Origin of the sequence: Azospirillum oryzae, from assembly GCF_008364795.1 — a bacterium.
Taxonomy (GTDB): Bacteria; Pseudomonadota; Alphaproteobacteria; order Azospirillales; family Azospirillaceae; genus Azospirillum; species Azospirillum oryzae.
This window is the reverse complement of sequence record NZ_VTTM01000005.1, coordinates 136,350-159,741: the sequence shown is the minus strand read 5'-3', so window position 1 is coordinate 159,741 and position 23,392 is coordinate 136,350. Positions and strand designations below refer to the sequence as shown.

The following is a 23,392-nucleotide window of genomic DNA, read 5'->3' as shown; positions in this document are numbered from 1 at the left end:
CGCAATCCAGAGCGTCGCAACCTTGCCGCCCACCTCCTGTTTGCTGGGCCTATACCCAGACCGACAAGGAGTCCTCCATGCCCAGCACCCCCGATCTCCGCCCCGAGTCCACCAACGACCGCACCGAAGACCGCAAGTCCGGTCAGGCCCAGGTGCCGAAGCCGCCCTCGCGCGCCGAGGTCGAGGAGATCAGCCGTTCGCAGGAATATCTGACCGACGATTGGACCGGTGACGGCGGAAAGCCGGAAGGTTCCGGCCGCTCTCCTGCGTGAAGGGCAGGGGGACGGACCCTTCCCGGACCCGAACGGCGTACGTCCTCCGCCCTCAGGCTTAAGCTGTCTGAGAGGTGGACGAATCAGGGAACTTGCCGTCCGCCCTCCTGTCGAAGGAAGTCCCCTTCCGAAGCCGGAGTGACCGGGATGCGCAATCTCCTTCCAGCCGTGATGCTCGCGACCGTCCTGCTGCCCGCCTCGGCTGGCGCGCAGGTCATCGATGCAAGCGACGCCGCCTGCCGGCCGGGCGACAGCGGGTGCGCGCGGTTCGTCGGCGACGTGAAGGGGAGCATGCCGAAGCGGGGCGGTGCCAAGCAGCCGGTCATCATCGGCACGTCGGTCTATATGCTGACGCCCTGGCAGGCCGAACGGGAGCGCCGCTGTCTGGCGCTGGCCGGTTGGGCCGAAGCGCGCGGGGAGGGGGCCGACGCCATGGCGGCCGTGATGTGGGTGGTCGCCAACCGCGCCGCTTCGGCCGATGAGCCGTCGCTGCCCTGCCGGGTCATCGTCGCCGCCGGCCAGTTCGAACCCTTCGCCGTGCAGCCGGTCGAGCCGAAGACGCGGGAGAAGCATGCCAAATCGGCGAAGCAGCGGGCCATACAGCGGGAGAAGGCCGCCGAGCAGGCGAAGCTCGCCGCCGATCCGCGTGTGGAGGCGCGGCGCATTCTGGCGGAGATCCGGCGGCAGGCCGGCGTCATCCGGGCCGGCGGCATGCCGTCCTGGCCGAAGCCCCGCCTCGCCGCCGACCAGGAGGCGCTGCACATGGCGCGGGGGCTGGCCTGGAATCTCAACGACGACGACCTGCCCGATCCCACTGCCCGCGCCTCGCTGTTCTACAGCCCGCCGACGCAGGCGGCGCTCCGCCGCCAGAAGCCGGACTGGGCGGAGGCGCGGCTACACACCACCTCCATCGGCGGCCATGCCTTCTACCGCTATCCGCCGCCGCCGGCCGATGCGCCCGCCAACACGCCTGCCGATCCCATCGCCACGCTGGTGGCGGAAATCAGCGAATGATGGCTGGGATGCGTCGGGTCGCAAGTGGGTGGGCCGGTCGATGTGGAGTAAGGAACCGCCATTTCAAGAGTTCCCGCATCTCCGATAACCGCCTGAAATTGCGGATAAGTTCACGGTATTTTCCACCATGCGGAAAGCCGGGTCGCGAATTGCTGCAGATCAATCGCTCTCATCTGTCGATCTCCTAGGCTGTGCTTGTCGAGTGACACTATGGGTCAAACGACATCATGGCCAACGACTTCGAAGGGGAGAGAAACGATGAAGGCAGTCGATCTTATGACGCCGCGCGTCATCACCATCGGCCCGGATGCGACCATCGCCGATGCCGCCCGCAAGATGCTGGAGAACAACATCAGCGGCATGCCCGTGGTCGATGCGGCCGGAAAGGTGGTGGGGATCATCAGCGAAGGCGATCTGCTGCGCCGGGTGGAGCTGGGGACGGAGCGTCATCGCTCCTGGTGGCTCGGCATGGTGTCCGGCGGCACCCTGCCGGCGGAGGACTTCATCAAGTCCCACGCCCGCAAAGTCGCTGACGTGATGACCAGCCACGTCACCACGGTGGACGAGAACGCCACGCCGGAGGATGTCGTCCGGCTGATGGAAACCCGCCGGATCAAGCGCGTGCCGGTGGTGCGCCAGGGCGCCCTGGTCGGCATCGTCAGCCGCGCCAACCTGCTGCGCGCGCTGGCCAGCGTTGCCCCGGACACCCCCGCCGCCGCGCCCGACGACCGCGCGCTGCGGGAGCGGGTGGCCGCCGCCGTCAGGGAAGTGTCCTGGGACTCGCGCTCGCACGATGCCATCGTCGTCCGCAACGGGGTGGTCCAGCTCTGGGGCTTCGCCAGCAGCGGATCCCAGCGCGACGCCGTGCGCGTCGCGGCGGAAGGCGTCCCCGGCGTCAAGGCGGTGGAGAACAACATCCAGGTCGTCGACGCGGCGGAAAGCGGCGCCTGGGGGCTGTGATCCGGATGCCGGGGCGGGTTTCCGGTTTTCAGATCCGCCCCGGCAGCCTCGCCCCGACCAGATGGGTTGCCTGCGCGCCATACTCATAGACGGCTTCCCGCATGGCGCGGCCCGACACCGTCTCGGTGGGCGTGTTGGGAAGCGGCATCTCCGCCTCCGGCAGCTTGCCGGTGATGTGCTGGGCCAGGCAGCGGCCGAGCACCGTGCCGGGGGCGATGCCGCGCCCATTGTAGCCGCTGAAGGCGATGACGTTGCGGTCCAGCCGGTGGAAACGGGGCAGGTTGTCGCTGGTCATGCCGATCTGCCCGTACCATTCCGCCTCGAACCGGACGGGGCCGAGCTGCGGGAACAGCGCCGCCAGCGACCGCTGCGCCCAGGCCCGGTGCACCGCCGTCCCGGTCCCGCGCAGCGCGCCGACGCTGCCGAACACCAGCCGGCCCTGCCGGTCGAAGCGGTAGGAACTCAGCACCGACTTGGTGTCCCACACCCCCTGGCGCTCCGGCAGGATGGCCCGCTGCATGGCGTCGGACAGCGGCTCCGTCGCCAGATTGAAGTAGGGCAGGTGGACCTGTTCGGTGCGAAGCTGCGCCCATGGGCCGGTGCTGTAGGCGTCGGTGGCGACCAGCACCCAATCGGCGCTGACCGACCCGTTCGGCGTCTTCACCTCCCACTTGGCCCCGGTCTGGCTCGCTGAGTGGACGGGGCTGCCGGTGAAGATGCGGGCACCCGCCGCGACCGCCGCCGTCGCCAGCCCGCGCGCGTAGGCCAGCGGCTGGATGGTGCCGGCGCGCAGATCCAGCAGCGAGCCGGTGTAGGCGCTGGTGCCGACCTTCTCCGCCGTTTCCTTCGCGTCGAGCAGCCGGACGGGGGCGCCGCGCTTCTGCCAGATCGCCGCGCGCTGCTCCAACTCGCGCAGGCCCGCCTCGCCGACGCCGCAATGGAGCGTGCCGCTACGCTCGTCCTCGCAGGCGATGCCGTGCTTGGTGATGAGGTCGAAGACGGTGCGGGGCGCGTTGCCCAGCAGCTCGATCAGCCGCTCGCCATAGACCGGACCCAGGGTGCTGACCAACTGGTCCGGCATCACCCACATGCCGGCATTGACCAGCCCGACATTGCGGCCGGCGCCGCCGAAGCCGATCTCCACCGCCTCCACCACCACGGCGTCGACACCGCTTTCGGCCAGATGCAGCGCGGCCGACAGGCCGGTATAGCCGGCACCGACGATCACCACGTCGGCCCGGACACTGCCGGCCAGCGGGGATGTGGGCGGTGCCGCCGGTGCGGTGCGTTCCCAAAGCCCGTGCGACCGCGGATCGTTCTGCATCCCCTGTGGTCCTCTTTGTGCAAGTTGCTTTTTCACGCCCGTCATTCCCGGCGGGAAACACCGTCCCCGCCGCATCCATGGGCGGAACGGGTCGCTGCAGCCCCTGGATGGTTGGCAAGATTGACTTGCCTACCTCCTTCGGCCAAGTGATGTTTGCTCAACCAGTCATTCTTCCTAGGAATGAGATGCAGAGCCCCCGCCGCTTCCTTCCCTCCCTTGCCCTGCTCTCGGCGTTCGAGGCGGCGGCGCGTACCGGCAGCATCACCGCGGCGGCCAGGGAACTCTCCCTGACCCAGAGCGCGGTCAGCCGCCAGATCAAGGCGCTGGAGGACCTGCTGGAGGTCGAACTGTTCCACCGCGAACGGCAGACCATCCGCCTGACCGCCGGCGGCGAGTATTACGTGCGCGAGGTCCGCGATGCCCTGCGCAGGATCAGCACCGCGTCGCTGAACCTGCGGGCCAACCCCTTCGGCGGGACGCTCAGCATCGCCATCCTGCCGACCTTCGGCACGCGCTGGCTGGCGCCGCGCCTGCCGAACTTCCTGGCCGACAATCCCGGCATCACCATCAATCTGGTGACGCGCATGGCGCCCTTCGATTTCCGGCTGGACCCGGTGGATGCGGCAATCCATTTCGGCCGTCCCGACTGGCCGGGCGGGGAGATGGCGCTGCTGCGCTGCGAGACCGTCATCCCCGCCTGCAGCCGGAGCTTGCGCGACCGCTTCGACTTCCGGCAGCCGGCCGACCTCCGGCTTGCCCCGCTGCTGCACCTGACCAGCCGCCCCGATGCATGGGAGCGCTGGCTGACCCTGCACGGCACCCCCGCCGACGGCGTGCACGGCATGCTGTTCGACCAGTTGGCCACGGCATCCCAGGCGGCCATCGCCGGGCTCGGCGTCGCCCTGCTGCCGCTGTTCCTGATTGAGGAGGAATTGCGCTCCGGACAACTGGTGCCGGCGCTCGACCTGCCGATGGAGAGCGAGAACGCCTATTACGTCGTGTGGCCGGCGGAACGGGCGGGCTATCCGCCGCTGGCCGCCTTCCGCGACTGGATCCTGGCGGAGACGGCGGACTGCCGCAACTCTGCGGGGTCATGAGCTTTGGTCATGAAGTCGGGAAAAACAATCGCAATCCAGCGCGGCAGATCGTTGCTATAGCAGAGGCTTGGAAGGGACCGCACAGGTCCGGCAAGCCAACGCGAGCGAGATTTGGAATGAGCGTCCAGACGATTACCCGTGCCGGTGCCACCAGTGCCGATGCGATCCGCACCCTGTTCTCCACCGCCATGTCGGAGATGTATCGGACCGAGGTTCCGGCCTATCAGACGCTCGTCGAACTGGTGGAGGAGGTGAACGCGGCGGTGCTGGCCGCCGACCCCGTCGAACGCCACCGGCTGGAGGCTGCCGGCGGCCTTGCCCGTATCACGGAGGAGCGCCACGGCGCCATCCGCCTCGGCACGGCGAATGAACTGTCGACCATGCGCCGGCTGTTCGCGGTGATGGGCATGTACCCGGTCGGCTATTACGACCTGTCGGAGGCCGGCGTCCCCGTCCATTCCACCGCCTTCCGCCCGGTGGATGGGGAGGCGCTGAGCCGCAACCCCTTCCGCGTCTTCACCTCCCTGCTGCGGCTCGACCTGATCGCCGATGCCGATCTGCGGCGGGAGGCGGAGCAGGTGCTGGCGGGCCGCAACATCTTCACCCCCGGCTGCCTCGCCCTGATCGAAAAGGCCGAGACCGAGGGCGGGCTTGACGAGGAGGATGCCGACCGCTTCGTCGCCGAGGCGCTGGAGACCTTCCGCTGGCACAGCCGGGCCAACGTGCCGCTGGACCTCTACAACCGCCTGCACGATGCCCACCGGCTGATCGCCGACGTGGTCTCCTTCAAGGGGCCGCACATCAACCACCTGACGCCGCGCACGCTGGATATCGACGCGGTCCAGCGGATGATGCCGGAAAAGGGCATCGCGCCGAAGGCGGTGGTGGAAGGCCCACCGACCCGCCGCTGCCCGATCCTGCTGCGCCAGACCTCCTTCAAGGCGCTGAGCGAGCCGGTCGATTTCCGCGACGGCGATGGCGGCGGCTGGCGTTCGGGTGTCCACACCGCCCGCTTCGGCGAGATCGAACAGCGCGGCATCGCCCTGACGCCGAAGGGGCGGGCGCTGTACGACACGCTGCTGCAGGATTCCCGCCGCCTCGTCGCCCCGGCCGCCGACGGCTCCAACGCCGGGCAGTATATGGCGGCGCTTAGGGAAGTCTTCGCTCCCTTCCCCGACAGCTGGGACGAGATCCGCCGCGACGGGCTCGGCTATTTCACTTATTCGCTGACCGAGGCCGGCCGCAGCAACCCACCGGCGCCGGGCACCGATCTGGAAACGTCGATCGGGCGCGGCCTCGTCCGCTTCGATCCGGTGGTCTACGAGGATTTCCTGCCGGTCAGCGCCGCCGGAATCTTCCAGTCCAACCTGGGCGACGATGCGCAGCAGGACTTCACCGCCAGCCCGAACCAGCAGCGCTTCGAAGCGGATCTCGGCGCCCCGGTGCTGAACCCGTTCGACCTCTATGCCGAGATCGAGCGAACCTCCATCGCCGCTTGCGTCGCGGCGAAGTAGGTCAGGCCGATATGGCGGCGGGGCGGAAGGCGCCCGCCGCCAGCCAGTCCTCGAACGCCGTCGGCGCCAGCGGACGGGAAATCAGGTAGCCCTGGCCGAAATCGCAGCCGTGAAGGCGCAGCCAGTCGTAAGCCTCGTCGGTTTCCACCCCTTCGGCGATGACGAGATAGCCCAGGTCATGGGCAAGCTCGATGGTCGAGCGGACCATGATCTGGTCGCTGCGCTCCACGGCGATGGAGCGGATGAAGCGCTGGTCGATCTTCACCGCCGTCGCCGGAATGTCCTTCAGGTAGGACAGGGCGCTCTGCCCCGTGCCGAAATCGTCGATCTCCACCGCGATGCCCAGGTGGCGCAGCCGGCGGAGCTGGCGGTCGACCTCCGCCCGGTCGGTCATCAGGGCGCTTTCCGTCACCTCGAAATCGATCCAGTCCGCCCGCACCCCATGGCGGTCCAGCATCGCCGCCACCCGGTCGGCGAAGTCGCCGGTGCCGAGATCCAGCATCGAGATGTTGATCGACACCGGCAGGGCGATGCCGCGCCGACGCCAGTGCGCGACCTGTCCCAGCACCGCCGCGATCACCCATTCGGTCAGCGGCCGCACCAGCGCCGTGCGTTCGGCCAGCGGCACGAATTCGGCCGGCGAGATCGGCCCCAGCTCCGGATGGGTCCAGCGCAGGAGCGCTTCCGCCCCGATGCAGCGGTCGGTGCGCAGATCGACCTTGGGCTGATAGGCGATGTGCAGCTGGTCCTGCGCGCCCATCGCCTCGGTCAGGCTGCGCAGCAGCAGGAAGGCGCGATGGGCGGCGCGGTCCTGTTCCTCGTCATAGGCGCACCAGGGCTTCTGCTCCTCCAGCGACTGGTGGGCGGCGCTGGTGGCCGCGCGCAGCAGTTCGACGCCTCCCGGCCGACTGTCCGACCGGTGGACGAAGCCGATGCCGGTTGAGGTGGCGATCGGCACGCCCTGATACTGGAAGGGGCTGCGGATCGCCGAACCGATGCGACCCAGCGTGGAAACAAGCTCGCCGTCCGGCGCATCATGGCCCTCCAGGATGAAGGCGAAGCGGGCCGGCGACACATGGTAGAGCCGCGTCCGCTCCGGCAGGCAGGCGAGGATGCGGCGGGCGCAATCCACCTCGAACGCATCGGCGCAGGTCTGCCCCAGCACGCGGGTCAGCTCGGCATATTGCTGGGACGCCGCGGTGTCGATCACCACCGCCGTTTCCGTCGAATCCGCCGGTTCGGCCGTCATGCCATCGACATCGGCGAGGAAGCGGAAGCGGTTCGACAGCGAGGTGACGGGATGCAGATAGCCCACCGCGCGCCGCGCCTCGATATGCGCCATCGTCATCGCCGACAGGTCGCGCAGCGCCTCCTCCTCTTCCGGGGTCAGGGCGGCGCGCGGCTGGTCGTCGATCACGCAGATGGTGCCCAGCGCCAGCCCGTCGGCCGTCCGCAACGGCGCCCCGGCGTAGAAGCGGAAGTTGGTGTCGCCGGTGACCAGCGGGTTGTTGGCGAAGCGCTCGTCCTGCCGGGCGTCGGCGACCACCAGCAGCGCGTCCGACTCCAGCGCATGGGCGCAGAAGGCATGGTCGCGCGACGTCTCCGGCATCGGCAGCCCGATCCGCGACTTGAACCATTGCCGGTCGCGGTCGACCAGCGAGATCAGCGCGACCGGCACCTTCAACAGCTTGGCCGCCAGGCGGGTGATCTGGTCGAAGGCCGGTTCCGCCGGGGTGTCGAGCAGTTCGTACCGCTGCAACGCCGCAAGGCGGTCGTCCTCGCGGGCCGGGATCGGCGGCAAGGCCGACGCGGACGTCATGGGGATGGTCATCCTATTCCGGGCACTATCGTATTCAGGCAATTCCGGCACCGATCCTGCCGTCAAATCCGTCAATGAGCCAGTGAGAATGGTGCAACGCAGCATAAAAACAACCCGCCGTCCTCAACTCCCCCGATTTTCGCTCTGCAATTTTTCATGCTGGCGTCGCTCGATGGCGGCCAGCGCCGTCACCGTCAGCTGGGCCAGCACCATGCGGTCCACCGTGCCGAAGCTGCGCGGCACCGTGTCGATCAGGCAGACGGAGCCGAGCGCCAGCCCCTGCCGATTGATGATCGGCGCGCCGGCATAGAAGCGGATGTGCGGTTCGCCCAGCACCAGCGGATTGTTCTGGAAACGCGGGTCACTGGCGGCATCCTCCACCACCATCGGCAGGCTCTGGCGGATGGTGAAGCGGCAGAAGGCGATGTCGCGCGGGGTCTCCTGCACGGCCAGACCGCGGCGTGCCTTGAACCACTGGCGGTCGGCATCCAGCAGCGACACCAGCGCGATGGGCACGCGGAAATGGTCGCAGGCCCAGGCGACCAGATCGTCGAAGGCCGGCTCCGGATCGCTGTCCAGCAGCCCCGTGCGCCGCAGCGCCTCCAGCCTTGCCGCCTCGTCGTCGATGGGGACCGCGCCGCGCGGGATGGTGCCGGGAGAAACCTCCCGGGCGGTGCCGCTCGCGCCGGTCTCCGTCAGAAATATCATGGGCTGTGGCTCCGCATTGCGATGGTTAGGGCTGCCTTCCTTCTACGTTTGGGCGCAGTTTTGGATTTGCCGGTTTGGAATTTTTTGCTGCCGCGCAGTCATGTGACCGAACGAAGAAAAAGCCGGCCGGACCCCTGTCGGATCCGGCCGGCCCCTTGTCCGTCCGTCCTTGCAGGCGGGCAGCCCGCGCTATTCCCCCGCCGGCGGGGACAGCGCCCCATCCGCCGTTTCGTCCGCCGTCTTGGGCAGCCGCCGGTTCATACCGCGCAGGAGGGCGGCGGCACCCAGCGCCAGCAGCGCCATCGCCCCCACCAGATTGGTCTCGATCGCCCCGCCATAGACATAGCTGGTGAGGTACAGCGCCGCGATGCCGATCGTCATGGCGGTTACCGGCACGCCGAACCGCAGGAACGAGACGAAGGGCATGTGGTGGCCGTCCTTTTCCAGCAGCCCGATGGTGGTGACGTTGGCGCTGGCGCCGATCAGCGTGCCGTTGCCGCCCAGGCAGGCGCCCAGCGCCAGCGACCACCACAGCACGTTGGTGGTCATCTGCAGTTCCGCGCCGCCCAGCCCGGCCGCCGTGAACTCCGTGGCGAAGGAGGCGACCAGGACCCGGACGATGGCGGCGGCGGCGATGGTGTAGGGGATGTTGTCGACCACCGCCGACACCACCGCGCTGAACACCAGGATCAGCAGCGCCGCGGTCAGCAGCTTCGCCTGCAGCCCCATGCCGAAGCCGACGGAGACCGCCTGCACCATATCCTGCAGCTTCGCCGCCGCACCGGCGATCAGGCCGGTATGCTCGGCCGAGCTGATGGCCATGAACAGGAAGATGAAGAAGCCCAGCGTCAGCCACTCGATCCCATGTTCGAAGCCGTGGGTGAACAGATGTTCCGCCTTCTTGGCCCCCAGCGGGCCGCGAAGGATGACGTGCCGTCCGGCCATGGTCAGCACCGCCCCGGCGAAGGCGACGACGCCGACCGGCAGATGGGTGATGCTGTGGGTGAAGAAGCCAAGGAAGGTCAGCCCGACCACGCCCAGGGTCCAGGACAGCACCTTCGGGTCCTGCAACTCCACCGGTTCGGCGTCGCTCCCGGCCTTGCCCCCGCCCTCGGCATGGGCGCCGGCCAGATCCTTGCGGTACCAGAAGGCGCTGAAGGCGCAGAGCGCGACGATCATGAAGATCACCGGCACGGCCAGGAAATAGAGGAAGTCCATGAACGGCAGGCCGGCCGCCACGCCGACGATGACGTTGGGCGGGTCGCCGATCAGCGTCGCCGTGCCGCCGATGTTGGCGGCCATCACCATCGGCATCGCCAGGGCCCATACCGACACCCGCAGGCTGCGCGCCGCCTTCGACACCACCGGCGCCATGAACAGCACGGTGGTGACGTTGTCGGCGAAGGCCGACAGCACCGCCGTCGCCACGATGGCCGTGTTCGCCAGCAGCTTCGACCGGCCGCGCGCCCAGGCCACCATGCGGGCGTTCAACCAGTCGAAGACCCGCGTGCCGATCAGGACCGACACGATCGCCATCATGCTGCCCAGCAGGAAGATGACGTTCCAGTCGACCGCGCGCACCGCCGTGTCGAAATCCATGATGTGCAGCGGCGTCGCCGCCGAGACCATCAGCATGACGGCGACGACGGCGCCGGCCGCCAGCGTCTTGTGGAAGGTTTCGGCGATCAGCGTGGCGAACAGCGCCGCCAGCAGCAGCCCGACGGCGACCCGGGCGCCGCCGTCCGTCGAATAGGCGAAGTGACCGGCATCGGCCAGGGCGGTCGGTGCCCACAGCAGGTTCGCACCCGCAGCACCGCCCAGGATCGCCACGGCTTTGGAGGCCAACAGCTTGCCGATGGGCTTCATGGTCGGTTCCCCGGTCCGATGGCGGTTTGGGCGGCTCTTCCCGAGCAGCCTGTTCCGGACTCTCTGAAAAGTAATGCTGATATATTAAAGCCGGCCTGCATGACGTGAACAGAGTCCGGATCCCATCGGCGCCAAAATGCCGCATGTCGTGCTGCCGGATAGCCGGAGCCACGGTGACAAAGGGACCTGGCGAGCCGGGAAGAAAACAGCGACCGGGTCGGGACGACTTCGGTGGCGCTTTCCAGGGTATATTTACGGAGTATTCCGGCAGACTGATGATTAGCCGTCACCGGTGGCTTTCTGTATTCAGGCGGTGAAACACAGGCCGTGATCCGGGTGTCCGGCCGCCTCATGCCCCGCCCCGCCGTGCCGGGTGTTTGCCGGATCGAATACCCACCCCTGGCATGGCTGTTGGCATGGCTGTTCTGCGGCTGTTTCGGCCGGCTTTCTGCCGCGTTGGTGCAACGCGATGGGGGTTCGCGGTGTTTCGCGCTGGGGAGCCGCACCGCTCCCGCGCGACAACGACCGGGCCTTTACCGATCGCCCGGCAATTCGGTCAGGAGCGTCACACCATGCCGGACGACCAGCAGCACAGGGACGTCGTCACACTTGCGGATCAGGATGCCGGCCGCAGCGAACGCGGACAGCCGGCCGCCGAAGCCGGCCGCAAGAAGCCCGGATTCATCCGGCGCCATCCGTTGGCGATCATCGTCGGGCTGGTGGTGCTCGCCCTGCTGGCGGTGGCCGGCTATATTTATTGGCAGCGCAACATCCATCCCTATGAATCGACCGACGACGCCTTCATCGACACCCGCCAGTTCCCGATCGCGCCCAAGGTGTCCGGCTATGTCACGGAGGTGGCGGTCGGCGACAACCAGCATGTGAAGGCCGGCGACCTGCTGTTCCGCATCGACCCGCGCGACTATCAGACCGCGCTGGAGCAGGCGCAGGCCCAGATCGACTCCGCCCAGGCGGCGATCACCGGCTATGACGCCCAGATTGCCGCCCAGCGCGCCCAGATCGATCAGGCCAAGGCGGAGGTCGCCCAGGCCGAGGCGTCGGTCGGCTTTGCCAAGGAGGATGCGGCGCGCTACCGCGACCTTCAGTCCCGCGGCGCCGGCACGGTGCAGCAGGCGCAGCAGTCGACCGCCAACCTGCAGGAACAGCAGGCGAAGCTGACCAGCGCCAACGCCGCGGTGATCGCCGCCGAACGGCAGGTCGGCGCGCTCCAGGCCCAGCGCACCAGTGCCGAGGCCGATCTGGCGCGCGCCAGGGCGCAGCTGGATCAGGCGAAGCTGAACCTGTCCTACACCACCATCACCGCGGCGCAGCCGGGCCGGGTGGTGCAGCTGAGCGGGGCGGTCGGCCAGTTCACCCAGGCCGGCCAGAGCCTTGCCATCTTCGTGCCCGACGACATCTGGATCACCGCCAACTTCAAGGAAACCCAGATCACCGACATGCGGCCGGGCCAGCCGGTGGACATCCGCATCGACGCCTATCCCGACCGGACGGTCACCGGCCATGTCGACAGCGTGCAGCCCGGCTCCGGCACCGCCTTCTCCCTGCTGCCGGCCCAGAACGCGACGGGCAATTATGTGAAGGTGGTGCAGCGCATCCCGGTGAAGATCGTCGTCGACCAGTGGCCCGACGGCGTGTCCATCGGTCCCGGCATGTCGGTGGTGCCGAGGGTGACGGTGCGATGAGCGCCGCGGCGGAAGACGCCGGCGGCTTCGATGCGTCGCAGAGTGCCGCAGGCGGTCGCAATCCCTGGCTGATCGCCGTGGTGGTCTCCATCGCCACCTTCATGGAGGTGCTGGACACCACCATCGCCAACGTCGCCTTGCGCTACATCTCCGGCACGCTGGCGGTCAGTGCCGACGAGGCGTCGTGGGTCGTCACCTCCTATCTGGTGGCGAACGCCATCGTGCTTACCGCCAGCAGCTTCATCGCCAAGCGCTATGGCCGCAAACGCTTCTACCTGACCTGTCTGGGGCTGTTCACCGCCAGTTCGATCGCCTGCGGCTTCGCCTGGAATCTGGAATCGCTGCTGCTGTTCCGGGTACTGCAGGGTTTCGCCGGCGGCGGCATGGTGCCGATCTCGCAGTCGATCCTGGCCGACAGCTTCCCTCCGGCCAAGCGTGGGCAGGCCTTCGCCATCTTCGGCATCGCCGTGGTGGTTGCGCCGGTGGTCGGGCCGACGCTGGGCGGCTGGCTGTCCGACAATCTGTCCTGGCATTGGTGTTTCCTGATCAACGGACCGGTCGGTCTGTTCGCCTTCGCGCTGGTCGGCTTCCTGGTGCAGGAGCCGAAATCCGCCATCGAGGAGCGCCGGCGGATGAAGCGGCAGGGCATCCGCATGGATGTTGTCGGCTTCCTGCTGGTGGCGACCTTCCTCGGCTCGCTGGAGGTGGTGCTGGACCGCGGGCAGACCGACGACTGGTTCGCGTCCGGCTTCATCATCACCTTCACCATCATCTGCATCGCCGCCTTCTGCCTGATGATCCCATGGGAGATGAGGCGGGAGAATCCGATGCTCGATCTGCGGATGGTGGCGACCCGGCAGTTCGGGTCCTGCTTTCTGGTGATGCTGGCGACCGGCGCGATCCTGATCGCGACGACCCAGTTCCTGCCGGAGCTTCTGCAGGCCTATTACGGCTTCACCGCCACCTGGGCCGGTCTCGCCCTGTCGCCGGGTGGCATGGTGACGATGGTGATGATGATCGTGGTCGGCCGGCTGTCCGGGCGCATCCAGCCGAAATACCTGATCGCCACCGGCGCCACCATCGTCGCGCTGGCGATGTGGGATCTGACGCGGCTGAACCCGGACTCGACCTTCTGGTTCTTCGCCTGGTCGCGCATCTATATCGGCATCGGCTTGCCGCTGATCTTCATTCCGATCACCACGGCGTCCTATGACGGCATTCCGCGCGACAAGACCGATCAGGCCTCCGCCCTCATCAATGTCGCGCGCAATGTCGGCGGCTCCATCGGCGTGTCCATCGCCCAGAATGTGCTGGCGATGCGCGAGCAGTTCCACCACAGCCGGCTGGTCGAGACCATCGTCCCCTCCAATCCGGCCTATCAGCGCACCCTTGAACAGGCGACGACCTATTTTTCTACCGCCGGCGGGCAGGCGGGGGCGCGGGAACGGGCCATCGCCTATATCGGGCAGCAGGTGCAGATGCAGACCGCCTACTGGTCCTACATCGACGTGTTCTTCGCCCTGATGCTGATCTCCGCCTCGGCGGTGCCGCTGGCCCTGATCCTGCGGCGGGTGAAGCACTGAAGACGCAAGGGCCGCCCGCAGCATCGGACTGCTGCGGGCGGCCGTTCGACTGGGACCGGGGCGCTCAATAGTCGCCCAGCGACCGGTTCATCTCCGACACCAGCCGGTCGGCCGTGCGGATCGACCGCTGCAGGTCGGCCGGGCTCATGCCCAGGCCGGGGTCCTCGACCACCGGGAAGCTCTCCGCGCGGTCGAGCCCCAGACCCTTGGCGCAGACCAGCACCTCGTGGCTGCGGTTGTCCTCGTTGAACAGGCATTCGGTTTCGAAGCCGCGGGCATCGGTTTCGGCCCACATGATCGCTTTGCTCATGGTCTCTGTCCTGGCATGGGGAGTTGTTTACTGGGCCGGCACCGCGTCCTTGCGGGCGGCCGATTTCGTGGCAGGCTTGGCCTCGACCGGCGCTACATCCTGGGCGGACGCCTCGACATAAGCACGGCCGTAATAGCTGTCGACCAGCAGCTGCCTGATCTCGGCGACCAGCGGATAGCGCGGGTTGGCGCCGGTGCACTGGTCGTCGAACGCCGCCTCGGCGATCGCATCGACCCGCGCCAGGAACGCCGCCTCCGGCACCCCCGCCGCCTGGATCGAGGCCGGGATCTCCAGCGCCCGCTTCATCTCCTCGACCCAGCCGATCAGCTTCTCCACCCGCTCATGGTCGCGGCTGCCGCCGAGATCCAGATGCCGGGCGATCTGCGCGTAGCGCGCCACGCCCTTGGGACGGTCATACTGGCTGAACGCCGTCTGCTTGGTCGGGATGTCCGCCGCGTTGTAGCGGATCACGTTGGCGATCAGCAGCGCGTTGGCGATGCCGTGCGGGATGTGGAACTCCGCCCCCAGCTTGTGCGCCATCGAATGGCAGACGCCGAGGAAGGCGTTGGCGAAGGCGATGCCGGCCAGCGTCGCCGCGTTGTGCACCAGCTCCCGCGCCTTCGGGTCGTGGGCCCCGTTGCGGTAGGCCGAGGGCAGGTTCTCCTTCAGCAGCTTCAGCGCCTGCAAGGCCTGACCGTCGCTGTACTCGTTCGCCACCACCGAGACATAGGCCTCCAGCGCGTGGGTCACCGCGTCGATGCCGCCGGCCGCCGTCAGGCCCTTGGGCATGTCCATGACGAGGTTGGCATCGACGATCGCCAGCGTCGGCGTCAGCTCATAGTCGGCGATCGGGTATTTGGTGCCGGTGCGCTCGTCGGTCACCACGGCGAAGGGCGTCACCTCCGATCCGGTGCCCGACGTGGTCGGCACCGCCACCAGCTGCGCCTTCACGCCGAGCTTGGGGAAGGTGTAGATGCGCTTGCGGATGTCCATGAAGCGCAGCGCCAGATCCTCGAACGCCACCTCCGGCGCCTCGTACATCACCCAGATGATCTTGGCCGCGTCCATCGGCGAGCCGCCGCCCAGCGCCAGGATCACGTCGGGCTGGAAGGCATTCGCCAGCGCCACGCCCTTGCGCACCACCGCCAGCGTCGGGTCGGCGCTGACCTCGAAGAAGGTCTCCACCTCCAGCCCCAGCGACTTCAGCACCCGGACGCTGTCGTTGACATGGCCGTTCTCGAACAGGAAGCGGTCGGTGACGATCAGGCAGCGCTTCTTGCCGCGCAGTTCCTCAAGGGCGAAGGGCAGGCAGCCGCGGCGGAAATAGATCGACTTGGGCAGCTTGTGCCACAGCATGTTCTCCGCCCTCTTCGCCACCGTCTTCTTGTTGATCAGGTGCTGCGGCCCGACATTCTCGGAGATCGAGTTGCCGCCCCACGACCCGCAGCCCAGCGTCAGCGATGGCGCGAGGCGGAAGTTGTAGAGGTCGCCGATGCCGCCGTGCGACGACGGCGTGTTGATCAGGATGCGGGCGGTCTTCATCCTGTCGCCGAAATGGCGGATGCGATCGGCCTGCTGGTCCTGGTCGGTGTAGAGGGCGGAGGTGTGGCCGATGCCGCCGAGAGCGACCAGGGCGGCGGCCTTGTCGCAGGCCTCGAGGAAATCCTTGGCGCGGTAGAGCGCCAGGGTGGGGGAGAGCTTTTCATGGGCGAAGGGTTCGCTGTCGTCGATGTCGGTGACCTCGGCGATCAGCACCTTGGTGGCGTGCGGGACGGTCAGGCCGGCCATGGCGGCGATGGCGTGGGCGGGCTGGCCGACGATGTCGGCGTTCAGATGGCCGTCGGTCAGCAGAACCTTGCGGACGGCATCGGCCTCGCGGGCCGACAGGATGTAGCCGCCGTGATGGGCGAAGCGGTCGCGCACCGCGTCATAGACGGCATCGACCACCACCGCCGACTGTTCGGACGCGCAGACCACGCCGTTGTCGAAGGTCTTGGACATCAGGATGGAGGCGACGGCGCGCTTGATGTCGGCGAACTCGTCGATGACGGCGGGTGTGTTGCCGGCGCCGACGCCGATGGCGGGCTTGCCCGAGGAATAGGCGGCCTTGACCATGCCCGGCCCGCCGGTGGCGAGGATCAGGTTGATGTCGGGGTGGTGCATGACGGCGTTGGACAGCTCCAGCGAGGGCTCGTCGATCCAGCCGATGATGTCGTCGGGGGCGCCGGCCTCGACCGCGGCGGCGAGCACGATGCGGGCGGCCTCGCAGGTCGATTTGCGGGCGCGGGGATGGGGGGAGAGGACCAGGCCGTTGCGGGTCTTCAGCGCGATCAGCGCCTTGAAGATGGCGGTGGAGGTCGGGTTGGTGGTGGGGACGATGCCGCAGATCAGGCCGACCGGCTCGGCGATGGTGAGGATGCCGGCGTCATGGTCTTCGGAGAGGACGCCGCAGGTCCTGTCGTCCTTGTACTTGTTGTAGATGTATTCGGCGGCGAAGTGGTTCTTGATGACCTTGTCCTCCATCACGCCCATGCCGGTCTCCGCCACCGCCATCTTGGCGAGCGGGATGCGGGCGTTGGCGGCGGCCAGAGCGGCGCTGCGGAAGATCAGGTCGACCTTCTCCTGCGGGTAGTCGGCAAAGCGCGCCTGCGCCGCCTTCACCCGCGCGATCAGGGCGTTCAGGTCGGAAAGGGTCGTGACGGTCGTGACCATGATCGGGCGTCTCCCGTCGGGCGTCGCCATGCGGCTGGTCTCCCGGCCCGCAACGCCCGAATCTCGCGGTTCCATGCAGTATGTAGGAAACCTACATCCCGCCTGACCGCCGCGCAAGAGTGGTCATACCACTTGCCGTCAGAATTGATCTGGATCAGGTCAATCGAAGCGCACGCAGGAGAGCCTCTATCAGAGGCACGCTCCTGCTCCGCCGAATCCGATGTAAAAAATCGGCAACCCATAATGTAGTTTCACTACATGGTGACGGGCGGCTGAAAAGGGCCATGCCACCCACAGCCGAGCCCGATGAACTGATGGACGTTACGCCCCCGCTTTTCCTTCGTACCATGGCTTGGTCGCTTTGACGATGCGCACCACCGACAGCATCACCGGCACTTCGACCAGCACGCCGACCACGGTGGCGAGTGCGGCGCCGGAGCCGAGACCGAACAGGCTGATGGCGGCGGCCACCGCCAGTTCGAAGAAGTTGGAGGCGCCGATCAGCGCCGCCGGCGCTGCCACGCACCACGCCACCCCGAACCGGCGCGACAGCCAATAGGCCAGCCCGGCGTTGAAATAGACCTGGATCAGGATCGGCACCGCCAGCAGGACGATGACCAGCGGCTGGGCCAGGATCCGGTCTCCCTGGAAGCCGAACAGCAGCACCAGCGTGGTCAGCAGCGCCAGCAGCGACACCGGCTGGATCCGGCCGAGCACGCGCGCCAGCACCGGCTCGCCGCCGGCCGCCAGCAGGCTGCGCCGCCAGAACTGGGCCGCCACCACCGGGATGACGATGTAGAGCAGCACCGACAGCAGCAGCGTTCCCCACGGTACCGTGATCGACGCGACGCCCAGCAGCAGCCCGACGATGGGCGCGAAGGCGAACACCATGATCAGGTCGTTCAGCGCCACCTGACTCAGCGTGTAGTGCGGTTCGCCGTCGCACAGGTTGGACCAGACGAACACCATGGCGGTGCAGGGGGCCGCCGCCAGCAGGATCAGCCCGGCGATGTAGGAGGAAATCTGGTCCTGCGGCAGCAGCGGGGCGAACAGATGGCCGATGAACAGCGTGCCGAGCAGCGCCATCGAGAAGGGCTTGACCGCCCAGTTGATGAACAGCGTCACGCCGATGCCGCGCCAATGCTCACCAACCTGTCCCAGCGCGCCGAGGTCGATCTTCAGCAGCATCGGCACGATCATCAGCCAGATCAGCACCGCCACCGGCAGATTGACCTGGGCGACCTCCGCCGCGGCGATCGCCTGGAACAGTCCGGGCACCAGATGGCCGAGCGCGATGCCGGCGACGATGCACAGCGCCACCCACAGGCTGAGATAGCGCTCGAACAGGCCCATGGCGGGGCGCGCCGCCGGGGCGGTGGAGTGGACATCAGCGGACATCGGTGCCGCCCTCCGCCCGTGCCATGTCGTCCATTTTGCGCTTCAGCGCCATGCGGTCGAGCGACGCGATGGGCAGGGCGGCGAAGGCCTGGATGCGGCGCTGGATCTGCCCGAACACCGTGGCGGTGAAGGCGGCCTTCTCCGCATCGGTGCCCGTGGCGCTGGACGGATCGGGGAAGCCCCAATGGGCGCTGATCGGCTGGCCCGGCCAGACCGGGCAGACCTCTCCGGCGGCGTTGTCGCAGACGGTGACGACGAAGTCCATGTGGGGGGCGCCGGGGGCGGCGAACTCGTCCCAGGTCTTCGACCGCAACTCCGCCGTCGGGAAGCCCAGCCGCTCCAGCAGGTCGCGGACATGGGGGTTGATGCGCCCGGACGGCTGGCTGCCGGCGCTGAAGCCGCGGAAGTGGCCCTTGCCCTCCCGGTTCAGCAGGCATTCGGCCATGACGCTGCGGGCGCTGTTGTGCGTGCACAGGAACAGCACGTTGTAGACGCGATGCTCTACCATTCTTCGCTCCGTTTGCAGGCGGTCAGCAGCCGCAGCGCGGGCCAGCCGACGCTCCGTTGCCCGTTTCTTCCTGATTTTCCGTATTGGCCGCCTCCGGCACCGGCGCGCAGAGCGGCGCGCAGGCGGCGGGGTTGGCCGACCGGCCGCAGCAGTTTTCCGACAGGAAGCCGACGATGCCGGTCATCCGCCCGAAATCGGCCGAGTAGATCAGCGACCGGCTCTCACGCCGCTGCACGATCAGCCCGGCATGGGTCAGGTTGGACAGGTGGAAGGACAGTGTGGCCGGCGCGACCGCCAGCGCTTCCGCGATCGCCCCGGCGGAGCGGCCTTCCGGCCCAGCCTCCACCAGCAGGCGGAAGATGTCCAGCCGCGTCTCCTGCGCCAGCGCCGCCAGTCCGGCCAGGACGTCTTTCTTCTCCATGCCGCCATCTCTGAATTCGACGTTTCGACAAACATGGAAATGCCAGCCGCTACCTGTGCTGTCAACGACAGTTCCATGACAATCGAAATAACAGTCGGTTACACCGCATCCCGCGGATGTGCGGAGCGTCGAAAACCAAAGGCCTCCGCGGCGGTGCCGGCGGAGGCCTTGGTGCGATGGGCTGTTTATACCGGGGGCAACCGGCGGACCTTAGAAGCCGATAATGCCCGTCATCCAAAGAAGGATCACGATGATTCCCGGAACACCCAGAAGCCAGAGAAGAATGGGCATACTACGCCTCCCTATTCGGTTCAGCAGGTTGCAAGAGCAGAACTCTTCGATGCTTCCGAATCAACGGGACGACTTGCGATTCTGTTCCAAGATTTTTTGCCATGCCCACGGTTCGGGTGAGATTTTTGCCCTCACCGGCTGCGGTACCCTCAATCCTCCAGCAGCGGCCGCCCGTCGGCGATGATCGACACCAGGGCGTCCATCACCGCCCGCACCCGCGCCGACCGCCGCAGGTCGCCATGCACCAGCAGCCACAGCTCACGCGGCTGCGGCGGTGGGGGAGGGGGATCCGGCAGGACCGCGACCAGCGAGGGATCGGACCGGCCGAGGAAATGCGGAATCGCCGCGATGCCGACGCCGGCCGAGGCCGCACCGCGCAGGCTCATCAGGTCGTTGGCGCGGAAGACGAAGGGGCGACGGCCGGCGATCTGGCGCAGCCAGCGCTGTTGCGGCACATGGTCCAGGCTCTCGTCATAGCCGATAAACTCCCAACCGGCCTCGTCCCGGCCGTCGAGATAGCCTTGCGTGGCGTAGAGCCCGTAGCCCATCGCGCCGACGCGGCGGGCCACCAGTCCCTCGTCCTCCGGCCGCTGCAGGCGCAGGGCGAGGTCGGCCTCCCGCCGGGTCAGGCTGACCGCGCGGGCATCGCCCACCAGTTCCACCACCAGCTTCGGCAGGGTCCGCCGCAGCCCGGCCAATCGCGGGGCGAGGAAATGGCTGGCGAAGGCCGGCGGGGCCGACAGGCGCACCGTGCCGGCCGGCTCGCCGGGCTGGCCGCGGGCATGGCGTTCCACCGCCAGCACGCCGTCCTCCACCCGGCGGGCCAGCGCCGCGAACTCCTCCCCCTCCGCCGTCGGAGCATAGCCGCGCGGCAGCCGGTCGAACAGGCGCACGCCCAGATCGGCCTCCAGCGCCGCCACCCGGCGGGCGACGGTGGAATGGTCCACCCCCAGCTTCCGCGCCGTCGCCGACAGGCTGCCGCTGTCCGCCAGCGCCAGGAAGACGCGCAGGTCATCCCAGTTCATCGGTCGCGCCCTCTCTGCGCAAAAACACCCAGCTTGTGAGCAATCTTGCCGAATATCCGCGCGCCAAGCCACAGAATAACCTCCGCTCCATCGCAACGATCGACGGAGACAGCCGCTATGATCCGCTCCATTCAGATGACCGCGCCGGGCGGTGCCGAGGTGCTGACGCACGCCCTTATCGACCTGCCGGCCCCCGGCGCCGGGGAAATCCGCCTGCGCCATGAGGCCGCCGGGGTCAATTTCGTCGACATCTATCACCGCACCGGCCTGTACCCGCTGCCCTCATATCCCGCCACGCTCGGCGTCGAGGGCGCGGGCGTGGTGGAGGCGGTCGGGCCGGGCGTGGACGGGCTCGCCGTCGGCGACCGCGTCGCCTGGGCCGGGCTGCCGGCCGGCGGCTATGCCGAGGCGCGCCTGCTGGCCGCCGACCGCGCCGTGCGCCTGCCCGACGGGGTGGAGCCGGTGACCGCCGCCTCGCTGATGCTGCGCGGAATCACCGTGCACATGCTGCTCAACCGCGTCTGTCCGGTGGGGCCCGGCAGCACGATCCTGGTGCATGCCGCCGCCGGCGGGCTGGGCCTGCTGCTGACGCAGTGGGCGAAGAGCATGGGCGCCACCGTGATAGGCACCGTCGGCAGCGCCGCCAAGGCGGAGATCGCCCGCGCCCACGGGCTCGACCACGCCATTCTTTACCAGGAGGAAGATTTCGTCGTCGCGGTGCGCGACCTGACCGGCGGGCGCGGCGTCGACGTCGCGGTGGACGGCATCGGCGGCGACACGCTGCGCCGGACCTTCGACGCCGTGCGGCTGTTCGGCACGGTGGCCAGCGTCGGTCAGGCCGGCGGCCCGGTCTCTCCCATCGAGCTGTCCGAACTTGGGCCGCGCCGCTCGCTCTGCCTCGCCCGGCCCAGCGTGTTCGGCTACATGTCCGACCTCGCCGCCTACCGCGTCGCCGCCGAAGAGGTGCTGTCGCGTGTCGCCAATGGCCTGAGCGCCGGTCCGGTGACCTGCCTGCCGCTGGACTCCGCCGCCGAGGCCCATCGCGCGCTGGAAGGGCGCGGCACCAGCGGCGCCCTGGTATTGACACCGGCCTGATGGCCGATTGACGCCGGCCTGATGCGCCGCCTATCGCGGCGCCAGCCACTTCTCCATCGCATAGTTGTGGATCGGCACGTCGCCGATCCGCAACTCGCGGCGCTCCAGCATCGCGAAGCCGCGACGCAGGAAGAAGGGGCGGGCGGCCTCGCTCGCCTCCACATGCAGGCGGGGATGGCCGATTGCGCGGGCGCGCGCCTCCAGCATGTCGACCAATGCCGACATCACGCCGCGGCCGGCGGCTTCCGGCGCGCAATAGAGGAAGTTGATGTGGCCGTCGGATTCGACGTCGCTGAAGGCCACCGGCCGGTCGGCCTCGTCCACCGCGACCAGGGCGACGCGGCCGTCGCCATAGGCCTCCCGCACCCGCTCCACCGTCGGCGCCTGCGCGGCCCAGGCCGCCACCTGCTCCGGGCCGTAGAAACGCGGGCCGATGCCGCGGACGGAGCGGATATAGATCTCCGCCAGAACCGGGGCGTCCGACGGTCGGTAGTCTCTGATCCTCATCTGCCCCATCTTTCGGCCCATCTTCAGGCGGTCATTTCGCCGGCGCCAACCTCAGGACCGCGCCATCGGCGGCATCGGTGATGACATAGAGGGCGTCGTCCGGTCCCTGTGCCACATCGCGGATGCGCGCGTCGAGCGGAATGCGCTCCACCTCCTTCGCGCTGCTTCCGTCGATGGCGACGCGCACCAGCCCCTTTGCGCTGAGGCCGCCGAGCAGGGCGCTGCCCTGCCAGTCGCGGAACAGTCCGCCGGTGTAGAAAACCATGCCGGAGGGCGAGATCACCGGCGTCCAATGCACCGCCGCGTCGGCGAACTCCTTGCGGGTCGGCGGATCGGGGATGTCGCGGCCGTCGTAATGCTTGCCCCAGCTGACCACCGGCCAGCCGTAGTTCCTGCCCGCTTCCGGCCGGTTCAGCTCATCGCCGCCCAGCGGCCCCATTTCGCCGATCCACAGAGCGCCGCTGCGCGGGTCGATGGCCGCCGCCTCGATGTTGCGGTGGCCGTAGGACCAGATGGCGCCGCCCGTCCGGCCTTCGCCGGCGAAGGGGTTGTCCTTCGGCAGCGAGCCGTCGCGGTTCAGCCGGACCACCTTGCCCAGCGTGTTGTCGCGCTTCTGCGCCGGGTCGAACTTGAACCGTTCGCCCAGCGTCAGGAAGATGTGGCCGTCGTGGGCGAAGGCGATGCGGGTGCCGAAATGGTTGCCGCCGTCCACCTTGGGCGACTGGCGGAAGATAACCTGGAAATCCTCGATTCCGCTCTCGCCCAGCGTGCCGCGCCCCAGCGCCGTCCTGGCGGTTCCGTTCTCTCCGGGCTCGGCATAGGCGAGGTAGACCGTCCTGTTGCGGGCGAAATCCGGATCGGCCGCCACGTCCATCAGCCCGCCCTGGCCCTGGTTGAAGACCTTCGGCGTGCCGGCCAGCGGCGGGGAAAGCGACCCGTCGCGGGCCATGATCCGCAGCCGCCCCGGCTTCTCCGTCACCAGCGCCCGACCGTCCGGCAGGAAATCGATGCCCCACGGCCGTTCCAGCCCGTCGGCGAAGCGGCTGACCTCCACCGGCCCGGCGCTGGTCGGAACAGTCTTGACCGCCTGCGACTGTGCCAGGGCAGGGGAGGCGGCGAAAAGGCCGGCGACAAGAAGGGAGGTGGCCGACAGGGTCAGGGCGCTGCGCATCACGATCCTCCGGTATCTATTGGCTGGCCTTCAAGGTGGGGGTGCCGAACCGGCGGCCAAGGCCGGCCACTCCGAAAGACTCCGATACCGCCGC

At 68.3% G+C, this 23,392-nt stretch carries 20 protein-coding genes; 8 read left to right on the top strand and 12 right to left on the bottom strand.

The window, feature by feature from the left end:
• Positions 1 to 77: 77 nt before the first annotated feature.
• The 3 genes from FZ938_RS16155 to FZ938_RS16145 all read left to right on the top strand — a co-directional run bounded on the left by FZ938_RS16155 (position 78) and on the right by FZ938_RS16145 (position 2,246).
• Positions 78 to 272: a hypothetical protein gene (locus FZ938_RS16155; protein WP_149199512.1), complete on the top strand. Its 195-nt coding sequence runs from the start codon at positions 78 to 80 to the stop codon at positions 270 to 272.
• A gap of 147 nt (positions 273 to 419) precedes the next feature.
• Complete coding sequence (locus FZ938_RS16150) at positions 420 to 1,286, top strand: cell wall hydrolase (RefSeq protein WP_149199511.1); 867 nt, start codon at positions 420 to 422, stop codon at positions 1,284 to 1,286.
• A 258-nt stretch (positions 1,287 to 1,544) separates the two neighbouring features.
• Positions 1,545 to 2,246, top strand: a complete 702-nt coding sequence (locus tag FZ938_RS16145; protein ID WP_149199510.1) for a CBS domain-containing protein — start codon at positions 1,545 to 1,547, stop codon at positions 2,244 to 2,246.
• Positions 2,247 to 2,274: 28 nt separating this feature from the next.
• Here FZ938_RS16145 and FZ938_RS16140 read toward each other — a convergent pair whose 3' ends face one another.
• On the bottom strand, positions 2,275 to 3,570 hold the full coding sequence (locus tag FZ938_RS16140) for an NAD(P)/FAD-dependent oxidoreductase (protein ID WP_149199509.1): 1,296 nt from the start codon (positions 3,568 to 3,570) through the stop codon (positions 2,275 to 2,277).
• Between the two features lie 185 nt (positions 3,571 to 3,755).
• Between FZ938_RS16140 and FZ938_RS16135 the strand changes: the two genes are divergently transcribed.
• Together FZ938_RS16135 and hglS are read left to right on the top strand one after the other, a co-directional pair.
• A complete protein-coding gene (locus FZ938_RS16135; RefSeq protein ID WP_149199508.1) occupies positions 3,756 to 4,667 on the top strand; it encodes a LysR family transcriptional regulator in 912 nt (303 codons plus the stop codon).
• A 116-nt stretch (positions 4,668 to 4,783) separates the two neighbouring features.
• Entirely contained in the window at positions 4,784 to 6,181 is a 1,398-nt protein-coding gene (gene hglS / locus FZ938_RS16130; RefSeq protein WP_149199507.1) for a 2-oxoadipate dioxygenase/decarboxylase HglS, read from the top strand.
• 1 nt (position 6,182) lies between these two features.
• On the opposite strand, the gene FZ938_RS16125 is transcribed toward hglS, so the two are convergent.
• The 3 genes from FZ938_RS16125 to FZ938_RS16115 form a co-directional block, all read right to left on the bottom strand.
• Positions 6,183 to 8,000, bottom strand: coding sequence for a sensor domain-containing phosphodiesterase (locus FZ938_RS16125; protein ID WP_246458116.1), 1,818 nt, complete (start codon positions 7,998 to 8,000; stop codon positions 6,183 to 6,185).
• Positions 8,001 to 8,123: 123 nt separating this feature from the next.
• Positions 8,124 to 8,708: a GAF domain-containing protein gene (locus FZ938_RS16120; protein WP_149199505.1), complete on the bottom strand. Its 585-nt coding sequence runs from the start codon at positions 8,706 to 8,708 to the stop codon at positions 8,124 to 8,126.
• 189 nt (positions 8,709 to 8,897) lie between these two features.
• Positions 8,898 to 10,574: an ArsB/NhaD family transporter gene (locus FZ938_RS16115; protein WP_149199504.1), complete on the bottom strand. Its 1,677-nt coding sequence runs from the start codon at positions 10,572 to 10,574 to the stop codon at positions 8,898 to 8,900.
• Positions 10,575 to 11,146: 572 nt separating this feature from the next.
• Here FZ938_RS16115 and FZ938_RS16110 point away from each other — a divergent pair.
• Positions 11,147 to 12,277 (top strand): HlyD family secretion protein, encoded by a 1,131-nt coding sequence (locus tag FZ938_RS16110; RefSeq protein WP_149199503.1) that lies wholly within the window; start codon positions 11,147 to 11,149, stop codon positions 12,275 to 12,277.
• Complete coding sequence (locus FZ938_RS16105) at positions 12,274 to 13,860, top strand: DHA2 family efflux MFS transporter permease subunit (RefSeq protein WP_149199502.1); 1,587 nt, start codon at positions 12,274 to 12,276, stop codon at positions 13,858 to 13,860. Before FZ938_RS16110 ends, FZ938_RS16105 begins: the two co-directional genes overlap by 4 nt.
• 64 nt (positions 13,861 to 13,924) lie before the next feature.
• Here the strand turns inward: FZ938_RS16105 and FZ938_RS16100 are convergent, their stop codons facing one another.
• The 6 genes from FZ938_RS16100 to FZ938_RS16075 all read right to left on the bottom strand — a co-directional run bounded on the left by FZ938_RS16100 (position 13,925) and on the right by FZ938_RS16075 (position 20,525).
• Positions 13,925 to 14,170 carry a hypothetical protein gene (locus FZ938_RS16100; RefSeq protein WP_149199501.1) on the bottom strand — a complete coding sequence of 82 codons (246 nt, stop codon included), beginning with the start codon at positions 14,168 to 14,170 and terminating at the stop codon, positions 13,925 to 13,927.
• A 27-nt stretch (positions 14,171 to 14,197) separates the two neighbouring features.
• Positions 14,198 to 16,912: a bifunctional acetaldehyde-CoA/alcohol dehydrogenase gene (adhE, locus tag FZ938_RS16095; protein ID WP_149199500.1), complete on the bottom strand. Its 2,715-nt coding sequence runs from the start codon at positions 16,910 to 16,912 to the stop codon at positions 14,198 to 14,200.
• 291 nt (positions 16,913 to 17,203) lie between these two features.
• Complete coding sequence (gene arsB, locus FZ938_RS16090) at positions 17,204 to 18,235, bottom strand: ACR3 family arsenite efflux transporter (protein ID WP_149199691.1); 1,032 nt, start codon at positions 18,233 to 18,235, stop codon at positions 17,204 to 17,206.
• 34 nt (positions 18,236 to 18,269) lie between these two features.
• Entirely contained in the window at positions 18,270 to 18,788 is a 519-nt protein-coding gene (locus tag FZ938_RS16085) for an arsenate reductase ArsC (protein ID WP_149199499.1), read from the bottom strand.
• Positions 18,789 to 18,810: 22 nt separating this feature from the next.
• Positions 18,811 to 19,209 carry an ArsR/SmtB family transcription factor gene (locus tag FZ938_RS16080; RefSeq protein WP_149199498.1) on the bottom strand — a complete coding sequence of 133 codons (399 nt, stop codon included), beginning with the start codon at positions 19,207 to 19,209 and terminating at the stop codon, positions 18,811 to 18,813.
• A gap of 440 nt (positions 19,210 to 19,649) precedes the next feature.
• Positions 19,650 to 20,525 (bottom strand): LysR family transcriptional regulator, encoded by an 876-nt coding sequence (locus FZ938_RS16075; protein ID WP_149199497.1) that lies wholly within the window; start codon positions 20,523 to 20,525, stop codon positions 19,650 to 19,652.
• A gap of 117 nt (positions 20,526 to 20,642) precedes the next feature.
• Here FZ938_RS16075 and FZ938_RS16070 point away from each other — a divergent pair, with 117 nt between their 5' ends.
• Positions 20,643 to 21,620 (top strand): quinone oxidoreductase family protein, encoded by a 978-nt coding sequence (locus FZ938_RS16070; protein ID WP_149199496.1) that lies wholly within the window; start codon positions 20,643 to 20,645, stop codon positions 21,618 to 21,620.
• Between the two features lie 30 nt (positions 21,621 to 21,650).
• Here FZ938_RS16070 and FZ938_RS16065 read toward each other — a convergent pair whose 3' ends face one another.
• Together FZ938_RS16065 and FZ938_RS16060 are read right to left on the bottom strand one after the other, a co-directional pair.
• Complete coding sequence (locus FZ938_RS16065; RefSeq protein ID WP_246458112.1) at positions 21,651 to 22,127, bottom strand: GNAT family N-acetyltransferase; 477 nt, start codon at positions 22,125 to 22,127, stop codon at positions 21,651 to 21,653.
• Between the two features lie 31 nt (positions 22,128 to 22,158).
• Positions 22,159 to 23,298, bottom strand: a complete 1,140-nt coding sequence (locus FZ938_RS16060) for a PQQ-dependent sugar dehydrogenase (RefSeq protein WP_149199494.1) — start codon at positions 23,296 to 23,298, stop codon at positions 22,159 to 22,161.
• Positions 23,299 to 23,392 lie beyond the last annotated feature (94 nt).

Excerpts from the sequence above, each read along its gene's own strand:
- FZ938_RS16155 (WP_149199512.1), top strand. The coding sequence starts at position 78 with ATGCCCAGCACCCCCGATCTCCGCCCCGAGTCCACCAACGACCGCACC.
- FZ938_RS16150 (WP_149199511.1), top strand. The coding sequence starts at position 420 with ATGCGCAATCTCCTTCCAGCCGTGATGCTCGCGACCGTCCTGCTGCCC.
- FZ938_RS16145 (WP_149199510.1), top strand. The coding sequence starts at position 1,545 with ATGAAGGCAGTCGATCTTATGACGCCGCGCGTCATCACCATCGGCCCG.
- FZ938_RS16140 (WP_149199509.1), bottom strand. The coding sequence starts at position 3,570 with ATGCAGAACGATCCGCGGTCGCACGGGCTTTGGGAACGCACCGCACCG.
- FZ938_RS16135 (WP_149199508.1), top strand. The coding sequence starts at position 3,756 with ATGCAGAGCCCCCGCCGCTTCCTTCCCTCCCTTGCCCTGCTCTCGGCG.
- hglS (WP_149199507.1), top strand. The coding sequence starts at position 4,784 with ATGAGCGTCCAGACGATTACCCGTGCCGGTGCCACCAGTGCCGATGCG.
- FZ938_RS16125 (WP_246458116.1), bottom strand. The coding sequence starts at position 8,000 with ATGACGTCCGCGTCGGCCTTGCCGCCGATCCCGGCCCGCGAGGACGAC.
- FZ938_RS16120 (WP_149199505.1), bottom strand. The coding sequence starts at position 8,708 with ATGATATTTCTGACGGAGACCGGCGCGAGCGGCACCGCCCGGGAGGTT.
- FZ938_RS16115 (WP_149199504.1), bottom strand. The coding sequence starts at position 10,574 with ATGAAGCCCATCGGCAAGCTGTTGGCCTCCAAAGCCGTGGCGATCCTG.
- FZ938_RS16110 (WP_149199503.1), top strand. The coding sequence starts at position 11,147 with ATGCCGGACGACCAGCAGCACAGGGACGTCGTCACACTTGCGGATCAG.
- FZ938_RS16105 (WP_149199502.1), top strand. The coding sequence starts at position 12,274 with ATGAGCGCCGCGGCGGAAGACGCCGGCGGCTTCGATGCGTCGCAGAGT.
- FZ938_RS16100 (WP_149199501.1), bottom strand. The coding sequence starts at position 14,170 with ATGAGCAAAGCGATCATGTGGGCCGAAACCGATGCCCGCGGCTTCGAA.
- adhE (WP_149199500.1), bottom strand. The coding sequence starts at position 16,912 with ATGGCGACGCCCGACGGGAGACGCCCGATCATGGTCACGACCGTCACG.
- arsB (WP_149199691.1), bottom strand. The coding sequence starts at position 18,235 with ATGGGCCTGTTCGAGCGCTATCTCAGCCTGTGGGTGGCGCTGTGCATC.
- FZ938_RS16085 (WP_149199499.1), bottom strand. The coding sequence starts at position 18,788 with ATGGTAGAGCATCGCGTCTACAACGTGCTGTTCCTGTGCACGCACAAC.
- FZ938_RS16080 (WP_149199498.1), bottom strand. The coding sequence starts at position 19,209 with ATGGAGAAGAAAGACGTCCTGGCCGGACTGGCGGCGCTGGCGCAGGAG.
- FZ938_RS16075 (WP_149199497.1), bottom strand. The coding sequence starts at position 20,525 with ATGAACTGGGATGACCTGCGCGTCTTCCTGGCGCTGGCGGACAGCGGC.
- FZ938_RS16070 (WP_149199496.1), top strand. The coding sequence starts at position 20,643 with ATGATCCGCTCCATTCAGATGACCGCGCCGGGCGGTGCCGAGGTGCTG.
- FZ938_RS16065 (WP_246458112.1), bottom strand. The coding sequence starts at position 22,127 with ATGAGGATCAGAGACTACCGACCGTCGGACGCCCCGGTTCTGGCGGAG.
- FZ938_RS16060 (WP_149199494.1), bottom strand. The coding sequence starts at position 23,298 with ATGCGCAGCGCCCTGACCCTGTCGGCCACCTCCCTTCTTGTCGCCGGC.